The organism is Sphingomonas sp. YR710 (assembly GCF_900101455.1).
In the GTDB taxonomy this organism is placed as follows: domain Bacteria; phylum Pseudomonadota; class Alphaproteobacteria; order Sphingomonadales; family Sphingomonadaceae; genus Rhizorhabdus.
On sequence record NZ_FMZJ01000023.1, the window covers coordinates 34,798 to 50,034 of the forward strand.

Below are 15,237 nucleotides of genomic sequence, written 5' to 3' on the forward strand. Positions count from 1 at the left end.
GCCATGCCCTCGCTCACCGATCTCCTGGCCAGCGGTAACGCGTGGTTGTTCATCCCGACCGCCATCCTGATCGGCGCCTTGCATGGGCTCGAGCCGGGTCATTCGAAAACGATGATGGCAGCGTTCATCATCGCGGTACGCGGAACGGTCGCGCAGGCGGTGCTCCTCGGTGTGTCGGCGGCGATCTCGCATTCGCTCGTCGTCTGGATCGTCGCGCTCGGCGGGCAATATCTCGGGCAGAACCTCAACGCGGGGACGACCGAACCCTATCTCCAGATAGCCTCGGCCGTCATCGTGCTCGGCGTCGGCCTTTGGATGATCTGGCGCACGCGGCGCGACACGCTCGAAGAGGCAGTCACGACCACGGACACGAACACGACCATTCGCATGCGCATCAGGACGATCATGTGGACGTGCGCCGGATCGAGACCGGTCACGGGCGCGTGGCACTCGAGGTGTTCGAAGATGGCGTCCCCCCGCGCTGGCGGATGCGCACCGAACAAGGGCAGACTTGGGCCGCAGCAGACGTTCTGGTCGTCACCGAGCGCCCCGATCAGTCACGCCAGGCTTTCTCCTTCGTCGATCGCGGCGATTATCTCGAAAGCGTTGAAGAGATTCCCGAACCACATGCCTTTACGGCGCGTCTGAGCCTCGGCCATGGCGGCCATACGCACGACTATGACCTCAGCTTCACCGAAGGTCACGACCACTCCGACCACGACCACGAGCAAGGCCTCAAGATCAGCGATGGTGGCTATATGGACGCGCATGAACGCGCGCATGCGAGCGACATCGAACGGCGATTTTCCGGGCGCAGCGTCACGACTGGCCAGATCATGATCTTTGGCCTGACCGGCGGCTTGGTTCCCTGTCCGGCCGCGATAACCGTGTTGCTGCTCTGTCTGCAGCTCAAGCAGATCACGCTCGGCATCATCCTTGTCCTGTCATTCAGCTTCGGGCTTGCGCTGACGATGGTGCTGATCGGCGTCGCCGCGTCGCTGAGTATCCGCCATATCCAGAAGCGCTGGTCCGGTTTCGGAACCTTTGCGCGTCGGGCGCCTTACGCCTCTGCGGCACTGATGATCGTCATCGCGCTGTACATGGGGATGTCGGGCTGGATCGGACTCACTGGAGGCTACGTGCCACAGATCTGAGTGCGCTCAACCGGTTCGTAGCAGCCAGATCGCGGCAGACCTGCCCGCGCGTACCGGTGCGGCCACGTCGGGGAGGCCGCCGAAGGTCATGGCATCTTCCTCGACCGACGCGTTGCCGACGATACACGCAAGGATGGATATGCCGCGTTCGCGACACTGCCCGAAGATATGGCACGCCGCAATGAAACCAGCGCAAACGAACATCGCCTGATTCGGCCCCTCCTTTCGTGCTGCCTGTCTGGCTGACGGCGCAACTCTCCACGCTCTTCCAAAATACTCGATCTGGACTTGTCACCCCGCACTTCGGGCGCGGACGCGGACGCCGACTGCCACTTTATCGCTCGGATGCAGGATCACGATATCGCCGGGCGACACACCTCCGAGTATCTGCGCCCATTCGTCGCTCATGCGCCCGACGCGGATCTCTACCTCTTCGGCGCGGCCCTCCTTCGAAATGCGAAACAGATGCCAGGCGTCGCCCCGCCGAAAAAGCGCGCCGACGGGCACGCGCACCGCATCGGCGACCGACCAGGTCGTGATCCGGACCGTCGCCCGGAATCCGTGTCCCAGCCCCGCCCAGGCGGCCCGCTCGTCGGTAAAGTCGATCACGACGTTTACCCGCTGCTCCTCCACACCCAGCGCGGAGACCTTAAGGTAGCCATAGGGCTCGACCAGCCGCACCCGTCCATGGAGCGGTCGCTCCCCGCCCCAATCCTCGATCGATACCGCGGCTCCCGGGTGTACTTGTACCGCATCCGAGGAGAGCAGGTCGGTCACCATTTCCAGTCGGTCGGCGTCGCCGATCGCCAGCAGCGGCGTGCCCGCCGTCACCACACGTTCGCTTTCCTGCGGCACGGTCAGCACGAAGCCCGAAACCGGCGCGCGCACGTCCGTTATGCCGTGCCCGTGCGTCTGGCCCCCGGTGATCAGCCCGGCGCGTGCCGCCCGAACGCTCTCCCGCGCGGCCAGTTCGACCCCGTTGGCCGCACGCACGGCGGCTCGGGCCCGGTCGTGAACCGAACGTGCCTGGTCAAGCGCGGCCTGCGTCAGGAAACCGCGCTCGTTCAATGTAACGGTGCGACCGAGCTGACGCTCCGCGAAATCGAGTGCGGACACGGCCTCCTGCGCCTGCGCCCGAGCCGCCGCGGCCTGTGCCTCCAGCGCCCTGATGTTCGCGTGGATCTGGGCGAGCGTGCGTGCATCGATCGCGCCTGGCTCCGGCGGCTGAATCCGCGCGAGCAACGTCTCGCCCGCCACCACGCGCGCTCCCGGCTTGAGGGGTACGCGGAGCAGTTCGCCGGTGATCGGCGCCGCGACCATATAGAGGTCACGTACGCGCGTTTCGGCCAGATCGTTGACGGTGACGGCAAGCGGCCCGCGCGTCACGCGCCCGGCGTCGACGTCCACCTTCGGCGTGCGCATCGCGAAAAAGAGGGCCGCCGCGAGTACCAGCACGATCAACGCGCCTATAATTCGGGGGCCGGTGACGATCCTGACTGCCATGATCATTCCCTGGTCTTGAGGGCGCGCACGAGATCGAGGCGATCGACGCGGCGACGAATGAGATAGGCGGAAACGGCTGCGGCCGCACTGACGACGAGAACGCCCTGTCCGAACACCTGTGTGTCGATCACAAACGGTATCGTGAAGAGGTCACTATTGAACCGGCTGCTGAGGTAACGCCAGAGTCCGATGCCGCCTATAATGCCGAGGGGCAGCGACAGGATCACAAGCAGCGCCTGTTCTCCCAGCAGGACGAAAGCCACTTCCCGCCGCCGGAATCCGAGCACGCGCAAGGATGCAAGATCGCGTGCTCGTTCGGAAAGGCTGATGCGTACGCTGTTGTAAACGACTCCCGCGACGACCAGAATGGCGAGCCCGCCATAAAACAGGGTCATCGTTCCGATATTTTCCTGAATCGTCGCGCGAATCGAACGCAAAGCAGCCGCATTGGTGCTGATCCCCGCGACCATCGGACTATCCTTCAGCCGCGCATGGATAGCGGGGAGCCGACGCGCGTCGACCGCGAGATAGGCCCCGGAAAGGACATTTCCCTCGCGCATCAACCGATTCAAGGTCGCGCGGTCAAGTGTCGCGCTTGCCCCGAAGGGACTTTCGACCACGCCCACGACCGGCAGACGGAGCAACGGCCGCTCGCCCTCGGTGATACGCGCTTCGATGACATCGCCACGCCCCACGCCCAGCGTCTTCGCCATGCGGCCGGAGATCAGCGCGCCTCGCTGGGGCGGCGGAAGCGCATCGCCATCCATGTCGACAAGGCGATCAAGGTCACCGGCCGGCTCGATCCCCGATAACGCCTCGCGCGCCATCCGCGGGCCCGCGCGGATGCGCGCCTCAGCGGCGCGGAAGGGCTGAACGGCGAGCACGCCGGGAATGCGCTCCAGCTCGTATAATGCGCGCGCGTCCCGCGGCTCCGCGAAAGTCACGACGAGATCGGCCCGGTTGGCGCCGCCGAAGCCCAGTGCGATCATCCGCTCGACGCTCGCAGGCGCACTTTCGGTCGCGATATAGAGCGCAAGCGCGGCAGCGATCCCCAGGATCGAAAGCAGGCTGCGCACCGGTTGCCGCAACAGACCGCGCAGGATGATCCGCGAGGGTTCGTCCGGTCCCAGCGCGCCGGCAAGCCCGCTCACCAGCCGGCTCGAGAAGTCCGGGGGCGCAGGCGGGCGCATGGCCTGCGCGGGAGTAAGTCGCGCGGATCGCCACACAGCCGTCGCCGCGCCGAGCATTACCGGGAGCAGTGTCGAGGCCGCCGCCAGCAAATAGACGCCGGCCCCCGCACGAAAGGACAGGAACGGAAAGGAATAGAAATTCTGATAGACGCGAGCGAGGGCGCGGCCGAGCCAGATGCCCAGGATCATGCCCAGCGCCAGCCCGGAGAGAGAGAGCAGCACCGCGAGTTCGAGATAATGGAGCATGATCGCACGCCGGGGAAAACCGAACGCCTTGAGCAGTCCGATGATCTCGCGCTCGATGTCCACCAGCCGCGCGAGGACGATGTTGAGCAGAAAGGCGGCGACAAGGAGGAACACCGGCGGCAACACCAGAGCCATGGTCCGAAGCTGGTCGATCTCGCTGGAGATGAAGCGGTCGGAGATCTGCTGCTCGCGCGTATAGGCGCTGACTCCGCCATAGGGCGCGAGCAATGTGTGGAGGCGACGCACGACTTCCTCGGGCGTGGCGCCAGGGGAAAGGCGGACGAGCAGATCGTTGAAGGCCTGCTTGAGGTCAAGCGCGGCGGCGAGCGGCTCGCGCTCCATCCACAATATGCCGTAGCGCTGATTATCGGGCACGATCTGCCCCGGCGCGAGCGCATAGACATATTCGGGCGAGAGCGCGGTCCCGACGAGACGCAGCTCGACCTGCTTGCCGTAGATCACGGCCTCGATGCGGTCACCGAGCGCCAATCCCGCGGCATTGGCGAAGCTCTCGCTGGCGATGACCTCCCCGGGATTATCTGCGCTGGGGAAACGGCCGCTACGCAACACCAGTCGATTGAGCGCCGATCCGCGCGCCGGCGGTATCGAATGAACCCGCGCCGAGACCGGTTCATTGACATGCGCGACCCTCAACGTCGCGCGCGCGCTGATGCGGCTATCGGCGGCGGCGATTCCGGGGAGGCGGCGCACCCGCTCCATCACCTGCTCGGGTGCCCGCACCAGCGGTGCGAACACATCGGCGAAGCGGCATCGGTCGTAATAATCGGCACGCGTGGCCTCAAGTGAACGGATCAACCCCGCCGCCATCACCACCGTGCCAACGCCGGCCGCGATCACCAGGGCGATCGCCAGCGATTGCGCCCGCAGCCGCCAGAGATCGCGGAAGAGCTTCACCGTCAACGTCGAGCGGAAACGCGTCACCAGTTCAGTTCCATCGGCGGCACCCGGAGCGCATTGTGCCGTTGGCCGGTTATGCGGCCGTCACCGAACGTCATGACTTCGTCCGCCATGTCGGCGATCACCGCATTATGCGTGATGATGAAGGTCGTTGTGCCAAGCTCGCGATTGACCTGATCGAGCGCCGCCAGCACGCGTGTGCCGGTTTGGCTGTCGAGCGCACCGGTGGGTTCATCGCAGAGCAGCACCTTGGGCCGTTTGGCAATGGCGCGGGCAATCGCCACGCGCTGTTGCTCACCACCGGAAAGCTCCGCGGGGAAATGATCGAGACGCTCTTCCAGCCCGACCAGCGCCAGCGCTTCCGCCGGATCCATCGGATCGTCGGAAATCTCGGTGATCAAAGAAACATTTTCGCGCGCGGTCAGGGCTGCCACCAGATTATAGAACTGAAAGATAAAACCCACGCTCCGGCGGCGATATTCGGTCAGCGCATCGTCGTCGAACTGGGTGATGTCCCGATCGTAGAACCACGCATGGCCCGCGCTCGCATGGTCGAGACCACCCAGGATGTTGAGCAGCGTCGACTTGCCCGAGCCCGAAGGCCCGAGCAGCACCAGCATCTCGCCCTCGGCAATCTCAAAGTCCACGCCGCGCAGCGCGTGAACGGCATTGCCCCCTACGCCATAGGATTTGGTGAGCCCTTCGGCCCGGTAGATTATAGGGCGGCCTTGATGCGGATCGCCGCCGTCGGCTCCGGGCTCTGGCGAACTGTCCACACTTGCTCCTCTTGCACTGGCATCATTGGACACCCGCCCATCGAGGGCGGGGCGAATCCGTCGCCTTCAATCATCCCGATCGGCGCTGCCACCGCGGCTGACGGAGCTGTGTTCGCCTTGACGGGCGGCTGGAAAGCGTGCGTCATAGGCGCGCGCCGCGACCACGGCAGCGGCGACGACGCATATCGCTGTTACATGAGCTGCGACAGAGGCGCGCCTGCCGTCCCGACTACCGGGGTGCGCCACCGCCGACTTGCGGCCGATTATCATAGCCCGGATCAGATTCTCGTGGCTCAGCACCGACATGATCACGACCGCAACGACATGGATCGCCGCCATCGCCAGCAGCGCATACGCCACCACTTCGTGGAGTTCGTTCTCACCGCCTCCCATCGTCATCACGCCGGTAACGACCGTCATACCAGCCAGTACCAGCAACAGCAGCACGGCGATTCCGCCGAGCGCATTGTGGCCAAGGCTGGGTCTGGGCCTGCCACGCAGCACTTCTCTCACGTGGGGACCGATAGCGGACAGCTTCACGAAGCTTGCAAAGCGGGCATGCTCTCCGCCGACGAACCCCCACAAGACCCGAAAAGCGAGAAGGACCGCGATCGTCCATCCCACCGTCGTGTGCCACCCGGACAGGGCGCTGTCCTCTTCGGACGAGAGCAACGCCAGCGCGACCGCTGCGGCGAAGAGCCAGTGGAAGAGGCGTAGTGGCACGTCCCAAACCACTATCGTGCTTCGCGGATTTTGCCTTGCCATGAACTCTGCTCCCTGATGCCGTCGCCAACGGCTAGCGCTCGAGCGAATAGCCGTCGTTACGGAATGTCACGGATGCCCGGGACGATGCCGTACTCGAAGTGGCGGGGCTACAGCAGGAATGCGCCGAGCGGAGATCGAGCCATGGCCAGGATCATCAATTCCTCGCTCGCAGCGGCGGCGACCTACCACCTGCTGCCGGTAAAGCGATCTGAGGCCGAACTGCCTCAGGTCGCCAAGGTTCGCCATGAACTGACGGCCAATAGAAGATTGTGCCCTTGTCATCCGAAGAGCACAGGAGCGTCGAACGGTGGTTGAAACCACGTTCCTGTCTCGCCAGCGTACAGCGGCACATTGACATGCTGACTTTGAATTACGGTCTTCGCTTCTTCACCCCACTTCTTGTGGAGCCGAAGCACGCTTGGAATCAGACCCTTGGAAAGGGCTAGTCAGCCCGCATAGCACCACGTGGCTCGCCATTGAGCCTGTTCGGCAAATCATCATCCCTGAACACGATGTAGATCGCGGGGATCACCAGCACCGTGAGCAGGGTTGAGGAAGCAAGGCCGAACAATAGGGAAATCGCCAGGCCCTGAAAAATGGGGTCGGTCAGAATTACAGCGGCCCCGATCATCGCCGCCGCCGCGGTCAGCACGATCGGCTTGAACCGGATCGTTCCGGCTTCGATCAGCACCTCGCGCAGCGGCTTCCCCGGCTCGCTGCTGTGTCGGATGAAATCGACCAGCAGGATCGAGTTGCGCACGATGATGCCCGCGAGCGCGATGAACCCGATCATCGAGGTCGCGGTGAAGGGCGCTGCGAACAGCATGTGCCCGATGACAATGCCGACAAGCGTCAACGGGATTGGCGTGAGGATCACCAGCGGCAGCTTGAAGCTGCGGAATTGGGCGACAACCAGGATGTAAATGCCAAGCAGCGCGACCATGAACGCCGCGCCCATATCCCTGAAGGTGACCCAGGTTATCTCCCACTCGCCATCCCACAGCAGCGAGGTCACCGACTCGTCCTCGGGTTGGCCGGCGAGATGGACCAGCGGTTTGACGAGGCCATGCGCGGCCCAGTCATAGGCATCGACCGCCCTGTCCACGGCCAGCATCCCGTAGATCGGGGCTTCATATTCGCCGGCGAGTTCGGCCGTGACCATGTCAGCAAAGCGTCCGTCCCGGCGGAAGATCGCGGGGCTGCCTTGCTCCTCCTGCGCGTCGACAACCGCACCCAACTCAACAAGTTGCCCGCTCGATGTGGTCGCGACCGGTGTGCTGGCCAATGTTCGCGTCCAGCTGCGTCCCGACTGCGGCAGGGCGATCGTGATCGGCAATGGCGTGCGGCCGTCCCCGCGCGGCGCATATCCGATCGTCCGGTTGCCCATCAGCGCATCAATCGAATCGGAGATCTGGCGCTCCGAAAGGCCGTAATAATCGATACGGTCGCGCTGCGGGACCAGGCGCAACTTCGGCCGCGGCACGCCCAAGCTGTTGTCGACGTCGACGATATAAGGAACCGACTTGAAGATCTTCTCCAGTTCGATCGCGGTGTGCTGGCGTGTGGTTGCATCGGGGCCATAGACTTCGGCCAGCAGGGTAGCGAGCACAGGCGGTCCGGGCGGCGTTTCGACGACCTTGATCGAGCTACCGGCGGGCAACTGCAGGCCCTTCAGCTTGGCCCGAAGATCGAGGGCAATCTCATGGCTCGAGCGATCCCTATTCCCTTTTGGGAGGAGGGTCACCATTATGTCTCCCATCTCGGGACGGCTGCGCAGGAAATAATGCCGAACGAGTCCGTTGAAATTGAACGGAGCCGATGTTCCGACATAGGCCTCCATCGCCTTGGCCTCGGGCAGCAAGCGCGCAATGGCGGCAGCATTCTCCAGAACCCGACCGGTTGCCTCGAGGCTGGTCCCCTCGGGCATGTCCACCACGATCTGGACCTCCGATTTGTTGTCGAAGGGCAGCAGCTTCACCGTCACCGCCTTGAAGTAGAACATCGAACAGGCAAGCACCGTGGCGACGATGACCGCGATCAGGAAGTTGCGGGCCGAGGTCCGGCTGTCGATCACCCGATGGGCGATGCGGCCATATAATTTGCCCAGCCGACCGCCGCTCTCGTCGTGGCCGTCCCCGACTGCGAGCGTCTTGCGCGCGAAGCGTATCATCAGCCACGGCGCGATGACCACGGCCACGAAGAAGGAGAAGATCATCGCCGCCGAGGCATTGACGGGAATGGGGGCCATATAGGGTCCCATGAGACCCGACACGAAGAGCATTGGCAACAACGCCGCCACCACGGTGAGCGTCGCGACAACGGTGGGATTGCCGACTTCGGCCACGGCCTCGATCGCAGCCTGGGAGCGGCTCCGTCCATCCGGCATCGCCCAATGCCGGGCGATATTCTCGATCATGACGATGGCGTCATCGACGAGAATGCCGATCGAGAAGATCAGCGCGAACAAGCTGACCCGGTTGATCGTGTAACCCATGGCGTAGGAGGCGAACATGGTTAGCAGAATCGTCGTCGGAATGACGACAGCGGTCACTCCCGCCTCGCGCCAACCGATTGCGAAGCCGATCAGCACGACGATCGAAAAGGTCGCGAGCGCGAGATGGAAGAGCAACTCGTTGGCTTTCTCGTTCGCTGTCGCGCCATAGTTGCGGCTGACCGCGACATCCACGCCGTCGGGAATGAGCTTGCCTTTGAGCTGCTCGACCCGTGTCAGGATCGCCCCCGATACCATGACCGCATTGGCACCGGATCGCTTGGCGATCGCGAGGCTTACCGCAGGCGAACTGTCCCATCGTTCACCGCTCTTCGCCCAGCGCCAGGCGCGCGACTGATCCTCGCGCGGGCCCTGAGCGACTTGAGCGACATCGCGGAGATAGACGGGTTGACCGCTCGCCGAGCGCACGGTGAGCAGGCCGACTTCTCCCGCGGACGAGAGCGTGCGGCCGGCTGTGACCGACACCGCCCTGCCTGCATCGCGGATGCTGCCGGCCGGAAAACTGCGATTGGCCTCGCTCGCCGCCTCGATGACTCGGTCGAGCGGCACAGCATATTGGCTCAGTTTGGCGGGATCGGGCGCGATGCGGATCTCCTCGGGCCGGCCGCCTGCGATGAAGGTCAGGCCGACATTGTCGACCTTGGCGATCTCGGTCCGCAGCTTCGAGGCCAGTTCATGAAGCGTCTGATCGTTCCAGCGGCCGGCCGCGCTGCGCCTGGGCGAGAGCGTCAGCACCACGATCGGAACATCATTGATCCCGCGCACCGTGACCTTCGGATCGGGAATGCCGACTGGAATGCGATCCCAGTTGGCGCGCAACTTCTCCTCGATGCGAGTTGCAGCATCCTCGGGATTCGACCCGACCAGGAAGCGAGCGGTGACCATCACGCCATCGTCTTCCGCCTGGGTATAGACATGCTCGACGCCGTCGACGCTCTTGACGAACGTCTCGAGCGGAATGCCGACTAGTTCGATCGCGTCGGCCGCCGCCAGGCCCGGTGCCATCACCTGGATATCCACCATCGGTACGCTGATCTGCGGTTCTTCCTCGCGCGGGATCGAGAAGAGCGCGAGCAGGCCGACGGCGATAGCCGCCATGAGGAAGAGCGGTGTCAGCGGCGACCTGATCGTGGCGCGGGTCAGCCGTCCGGAAAGGCCCAGGTTCATTTGCCCTTGGCCCTCAGAAAAAGGATGTCGCCGGGGCCGACGCCGCTCAGTATCTCGGCTTTGGCCGGATCGGCTGTTGGCGCGATTTGAACCGGTACGGCGCTAATGCGCCCGTCGGAGGTCAGGACATCGACCTGATCGATGCCGTAGCGCGTCGCTATGAAACGGCGCGGGACCACTAGCGCACTTCTCCGCCCGATCGCGATCGACACCCCGATCCGTCGGCCCACCAGATCGGTTGAGAGTCCCGGCACGGTCGCATCGAGGCGCAGGCGTCCAGCGGTGACTGCGGGATAGACCTGGCTGACGCGCCCCTGACGCGATCCGTCGGGCAAGTCTCCCAGCGCGACCAGCACTTCCGCTCCGGTGCGCACCTGGCTGGCAATCGATTCGGGGAGTTCGAGACGCAAAACCGGCGGCCCAGCGGTGATGGTCGCTATCGACATTCCCGGTGCCACAACTGACCCCTCCGGAATATCCGCTCTAAGCACGCGGCCGGTGGACGGCGCGAGTACTACGCCCTGTCCCGCGACGCTCGCGCTCGCGCCGCGCTGCGCTCGTGCTGCAGCGAGCCGGGCATCGGCAGTCCTTGCCGTCGCGATTGCCTGATCGAGCCTCGCCTTCGCGTAAACCTTGTGGTCGTAGAGATCCTGGACACGGCTAAGATCCAACCCTGCCCGCGCGGCCTCCGCTTGTGCGGCGACAACCTGTGCGTCATAGGCGCCGGTTTCATAGCCCAGGCGCGCATCGACGATCATACCGATCCGCTGACCCTTTCGTACCACATCGCCTTCGCGGACGGACAGGCGAGCCAACGTGCCCGCGATACGCGCGCGCGCCTCGGCGGAGTCCCGGGTAGTAATCTCGGCGCCGACCGCCTTCATGTCGGTGATCTCGGTGGGCATGAGCACGAGTCGCTCGCCCGCTGGCCGCAGGGCGACCTCCCGTTCCTGAGGGGCGCTGTCGCCGCAGCCCGTCAGCAGCAGCGCGCTCACCGCGATCAGCCATGTCCATCTCGCCATTAACGGCCCCTATCGTCGCGCGTCAGCTACACTCAGCTTGATCCGATCCTGTGTCATTGAAGCACGCCGGGCCTTGCAGCTGCATTGGGAACATTACGCGGTGCGACCGCTAGCCAAAGCCGCTTTACTGTGCGGCGTGCGGCTCCCCTCAGTCCGGTCGGGCCGACGCATGCTGGTTAGCGAAGGTACAGCAATGTCGATGAGCAAGCCGAAAATCGTGGTGCTGGGCGCTGGCTTGGGTGGCACGATCGCCGCCTATGAGATCAAGGCGATGGCGGGTGAGCGCGCCGACGTGATGATGGTGTCCGCTTCGGATACCTACTCCTTCATCCCATCAAATCCCTGGGTCGCGGTTCGTTGGCGCGCGCCAGAAGCGATCCAGGTTTTCCTGCCGCCCATATTTGCCAAAAAGAAGATCGCCTTCACCGCGGCCGGCGCGAAACGTCTCCATGCCGCTGATAAACGGCTGGAACTCAACGACGGCATCAACATCGAATATGATTACCTGGTCATCGCCACGGGTCCCGATCTGGCGTTCGACGAGATCGAGGGGCTGGGACCGAACGGCGGCCACACCGTCTCGATCTGCCAAACTGCACACGCCTCAGCCGCGGCTGACGCCTTCGACCGTTTCGTCGAGAACCCTGGGCCGATTGTCGTCGGCGCGGTGCAGGGGGCCTCCTGTTACGGCCCCGCTTATGAGTTCGCGCTGATCCTCGATACCGAACTGAGGCGTCGCAAGATTCGCGACAAGGTGCCGATGACCTTCGTTACCGCCGAGCCCTATATCGGTCATCTCGGCCTTGACGGCGTGGGTGACACCAAGTCGTTGCTCGAAAGCGAGTTGAGGAACCGCCACATCAAATGGATCACCAACGCCCGCGTCACGAAGGTCGAGGCAGGCATGATGCACGTTGAGGAGGTCGCCGAAAGCGGCGCCGTGGCAAAGACACATGACCTGCCCTTCGGCTATTCGATGCTTCTGCCGGCCTTCCGCGGCGTGCCGGCGGTCCGCAATATCGAAGGCCTCACCAATCCGCGCGGTTTCATCCTCGTCGACAAGCACCAACGCAACCCGGCCTATCCCGAAATCTTCGGGCTCGGCGTCTGCATCGCGATCCCGCCCACCGGGCCAACGCTCGTGCCGGTCGGCGTCCCCAAGACCGGATTCATGATCGAGAGCATGGTTACGGCGATCACCGCAAATCTGGATGCGATTCTGGACGGTAGAGAACCGACTTCCGAGGCGACCTGGAACGCCGTCTGCCTCGCCGACTTCGGCGATGGGGGGGTGGCCTTCGTCGCCCAGCCGCAAATACCTCCGCGCAACGTCAACTGGTCCGCGAGCGGCAAATGGGTGCATCTCGCGAAGATCGCGTTCGAAAAATATTTTCTGCGGAAGGTCCGTAAGGGCGAAAGCGAGCCCTTCTACGAAAAGCTCGCCCTCCAATTGATGGGCATCCGCAAGCTGCGGATGTGATCGCTCTATTTGCTCGAAAGGAAATCGCAATGACCCTTGATCGCGCCGTCATGATCTTCGCAGGCTGTGTTGTCCTTCTCGGACTGGTCCTGGCCCTGACAGTCCACCCTTACTGGCTTGCGCTTACCGCCTTCGCTGGCCTCAACATGATCCAGTCGGGTTTCACCGGCTTCTGTCCGGCGGCGATCCTGTTCAAGAAGCTCGGCGTGCAGCCGGGGACCGCCTTCAAATGAGCCGATCGCGCCGCGCTGCCAGCCTAATGCTGTGGTTCGCGGCGCCGTTGGCAATGAGCACGGTAGCCGGTGCCACTACACTCGAGCAGGCGATCGCCTCCGCCATCGGCCATGCCCCCGAGATCACCATCGCGGACGCGGAAGCCGATGCGGCCGGGGCGCGGCTCGATCAGGCGCGTTCAGGTCGCATGCCCACCGCGACCCTCACGGGAACAATCGGATATGGCCGCCTCAATCCACAGAATTTCTTCGGCCTCGGCGCGGCCAATGTCACGCCCCGTGCGGCGCAGGCGACCATCGAACAGCCTCTGTTCAGCGGCGGACGTGTGAGCGCGGGAATAGATCAGGCGCGGGCTGGAGTCGCTGGCGCCTCCGCACTGAAAGCGTCCACGCGAAGCCAGCTCGTTACCGCTGTGGTCGCGGCTTATGGGGAAGTCCTGGCTTCCGCCCGCATGGTCGATCTTTTTGATCGTCTCGTTTCGGAAACGACCGAGATCGAGCATCAGGCTCGTCGGCGCTATCGTGCCGGAGAGAGCCCGAACACCGATGTGGCTCAGGCCACTGCACGTCTTGCCGAAGCGCGCGCCGGGTTGTCCCGGGCGCAGGGTACTCAGGTCTCGGCGCAAGCCCATTTCAATAATCTGACCGGGCTTGACCCGACTAACCTAGAACCGCTGCCAGCGAATCCCGAACTCCCCGCCACGCTTGAAGACGCGATGGACGCGGCCACGCGCGGAAATCCCTTGCTGGCGCAGGCGGAGGCCGCCCTGCACGCCGCCCAAGCAGCCGCACGTGGCGCGCGGGCGGAGCGCCTACCTGTGATCGGCGCCTTTGCCGAAGCGTCCACTGTCCGCGATCAATTCTTTCCCGATTATCGTGCCGATAGCACGACGGTCGGTGTTCGCGCCCGCTGGCAGCTGTTCAGTGGCGGGCGCATCTCGGGGAAAATTGCCGAGGCCGGAAGTGAGGAGCGAGCTGCCGATGCCCGGCTGTGGGCCGCCCGGATGCAAGTTGGAGAGCAAATCGTCTCCGCCTTTCAGGAGGTCCACACCACGCTGCTCGTCGAACAGGCCGCGTCGGACCAGACAACCGCAGCCGGGGAAGCCCTCGAAAGCGTCCGCCACGAAGTGCGCGTCGGCCTCAAACCGCAGCTCGACCTGCTTGACGCGGAACGCGAAGCGATCGGCGCACAATCCAGCCTCGCGCGCGCGCATATCGATCGCTCCGTCGCAGCTTATCGGCTGTTGAGCCTTCTCGGACAGCATTGAACAAGGATCACGACATGCACAAGGATTGGCCAGCCATTGCGGGGCAGCTATCGGGAGCTATCAAGGAAGTCCGTCTCGGCAGCCCGGAAGTCATGAAGGCCTTCTCGGCCATGGCGCGAGCCGCAACCGAAGCCGGGACGCTCGATACCAAAACGAAAGAGCTCATCGCCCTCGCGATTTCCGTGGCGATCCGGTGTGATGGCTGCGTTGCCTTCCATTCGCAAGCGGCCGTCAAGCAAGGGGCGACGCGCGAGGAGATTATGGAGGTGATGGGGATGGCGCTCTACATGGGCGCCGGCCCCAGCCTTATGTACGCAGCGCAGGCAGTGGAGGCGTTCGACCAGTTCGCTCAAACCGATTAGCTCTGCGCTTCGATCTCCGAAATATTATCCCGTCGATGATCCGCACGAGGTATGCAAGAATGACCCAACCTATGATGGCACTCCTTGATGGTCTCATTATAGGTATCTCGGGAGTACTTATCTTTGGCCTTTTACATCACGTGAATAGACGTCCGAATATGGGTATTGGCCCCCTGTCCGAGAAATCATACTTGATTATAATTTTCACCGTTTCGGCAATTTTTGCAGCATGGATATTCAAATAATATATTCGCACTTACTAATTTGGACATTGGCGCGAAATTTCTGCGCCATAACAAGGGTCAGCGTGCGGAAATGCTAGTCACAAGAGGTTTGGTCACTTGATTTAAAAGTCCACTGGCCGGATCAACAGACGCGGAGCAGCAACCTCGGTCGCTACCGATCTTGCTGCTACACTGAAACGCAGTGCTTCTAGGGCTCTCGGCTCTTGCGGTCAACGACGCGGCGCGCTCACCTCTTCGGGCAAGTTAAACCATCGGCTCTTCGGGTCCTATTGCCGATCTGACCGAAAGACTGCTGTTCCACTAGAGTTTTTCCGCTTGTGATTGAATCGAAGGGGTTCTCTGGCGGATAGATTTGTGATTCAAGCTGGCCACTGGTGAGGAGGCCAGCATAGATGA

Annotated in this window: 14 protein-coding genes; 7 read left to right on the forward strand and 7 right to left on the reverse strand. The window is 63.4% G+C overall.

The window, feature by feature from the left end:
• The first annotated feature begins 3 nt into the window (after positions 1–3).
• The gene (locus BLS13_RS21130) at positions 4–648 is read left to right on the forward strand and encodes a HoxN/HupN/NixA family nickel/cobalt transporter (protein ID WP_256325985.1); all 645 of its coding nucleotides are present in this window, start codon (positions 4–6) and stop codon (positions 646–648) included.
• A complete protein-coding gene (locus BLS13_RS20910) occupies positions 531–1,154 on the forward strand; it encodes a nickel/cobalt efflux transporter (protein WP_305367254.1) in 624 nt (207 codons plus the stop codon). The genes BLS13_RS21130 and BLS13_RS20910 overlap by 118 nt, the downstream gene beginning before the upstream one ends.
• A gap of 6 nt (positions 1,155–1,160) precedes the next feature.
• Here the strand turns inward: BLS13_RS20910 and BLS13_RS19210 are convergent, their stop codons facing one another.
• From BLS13_RS19210 to BLS13_RS19230, 5 genes are all read right to left on the reverse strand, one after another.
• Positions 1,161–1,358 (reverse strand): hypothetical protein, encoded by a 198-nt coding sequence (locus BLS13_RS19210; protein WP_093454550.1) that lies wholly within the window; start codon positions 1,356–1,358, stop codon positions 1,161–1,163.
• An 87-nt stretch (positions 1,359–1,445) separates the two neighbouring features.
• On the reverse strand, positions 1,446–2,657 hold the full coding sequence (locus tag BLS13_RS19215; protein WP_176943691.1) for an efflux RND transporter periplasmic adaptor subunit: 1,212 nt from the start codon (positions 2,655–2,657) through the stop codon (positions 1,446–1,448).
• A gap of 2 nt (positions 2,658–2,659) precedes the next feature.
• Positions 2,660–5,035, reverse strand: a complete 2,376-nt coding sequence (locus BLS13_RS19220) for an ABC transporter permease (RefSeq protein WP_093454553.1) — start codon at positions 5,033–5,035, stop codon at positions 2,660–2,662.
• Complete coding sequence (locus BLS13_RS19225) at positions 5,032–5,787, reverse strand: ABC transporter ATP-binding protein (RefSeq protein WP_093454554.1); 756 nt, start codon at positions 5,785–5,787, stop codon at positions 5,032–5,034. The genes BLS13_RS19220 and BLS13_RS19225 overlap by 4 nt, the downstream gene beginning before the upstream one ends.
• A gap of 66 nt (positions 5,788–5,853) precedes the next feature.
• The gene (locus BLS13_RS19230; RefSeq protein WP_093454556.1) at positions 5,854–6,552 is read right to left on the reverse strand and encodes a cytochrome b/b6 domain-containing protein; all 699 of its coding nucleotides are present in this window, start codon (positions 6,550–6,552) and stop codon (positions 5,854–5,856) included.
• Between the two features lie 141 nt (positions 6,553–6,693).
• Here BLS13_RS19230 and BLS13_RS20815 point away from each other — a divergent pair, with 141 nt between their 5' ends.
• On the forward strand, positions 6,694–6,867 hold the full coding sequence (locus BLS13_RS20815) for a hypothetical protein (RefSeq protein WP_176943692.1): 174 nt from the start codon (positions 6,694–6,696) through the stop codon (positions 6,865–6,867).
• 127 nt (positions 6,868–6,994) lie between these two features.
• On the opposite strand, the gene BLS13_RS19235 is transcribed toward BLS13_RS20815, so the two are convergent.
• Together BLS13_RS19235 and BLS13_RS19240 are read right to left on the reverse strand one after the other, a co-directional pair.
• The gene (locus BLS13_RS19235) at positions 6,995–10,231 is read right to left on the reverse strand and encodes an efflux RND transporter permease subunit (RefSeq protein ID WP_093454557.1); all 3,237 of its coding nucleotides are present in this window, start codon (positions 10,229–10,231) and stop codon (positions 6,995–6,997) included.
• Positions 10,228–11,253: an efflux RND transporter periplasmic adaptor subunit gene (locus BLS13_RS19240; protein WP_093454559.1), complete on the reverse strand. Its 1,026-nt coding sequence runs from the start codon at positions 11,251–11,253 to the stop codon at positions 10,228–10,230. Before BLS13_RS19240 ends, BLS13_RS19235 begins: the two co-directional genes overlap by 4 nt.
• A gap of 199 nt (positions 11,254–11,452) precedes the next feature.
• On the opposite strand from BLS13_RS19240, the gene BLS13_RS19245 reads away from it, so the two are divergent.
• The 4 genes from BLS13_RS19245 to BLS13_RS19260 are packed head-to-tail and all read left to right on the forward strand — an operon-like array spanning position 11,453 to position 14,596.
• Entirely contained in the window at positions 11,453–12,733 is a 1,281-nt protein-coding gene (locus BLS13_RS19245; RefSeq protein WP_093454570.1) for an NAD(P)/FAD-dependent oxidoreductase, read from the forward strand.
• Between the two features lie 29 nt (positions 12,734–12,762).
• Positions 12,763–12,966, forward strand: a complete 204-nt coding sequence (locus BLS13_RS19250) for a YgaP family membrane protein (protein ID WP_093454560.1) — start codon at positions 12,763–12,765, stop codon at positions 12,964–12,966.
• Entirely contained in the window at positions 12,963–14,234 is a 1,272-nt protein-coding gene (locus tag BLS13_RS19255; RefSeq protein WP_093454562.1) for a TolC family protein, read from the forward strand. Before BLS13_RS19250 ends, BLS13_RS19255 begins: the two co-directional genes overlap by 4 nt.
• Positions 14,235–14,248: 14 nt before the next feature.
• Positions 14,249–14,596 (forward strand): carboxymuconolactone decarboxylase family protein, encoded by a 348-nt coding sequence (locus BLS13_RS19260; RefSeq protein ID WP_093454564.1) that lies wholly within the window; start codon positions 14,249–14,251, stop codon positions 14,594–14,596.
• Positions 14,597–15,237 lie beyond the last annotated feature (641 nt).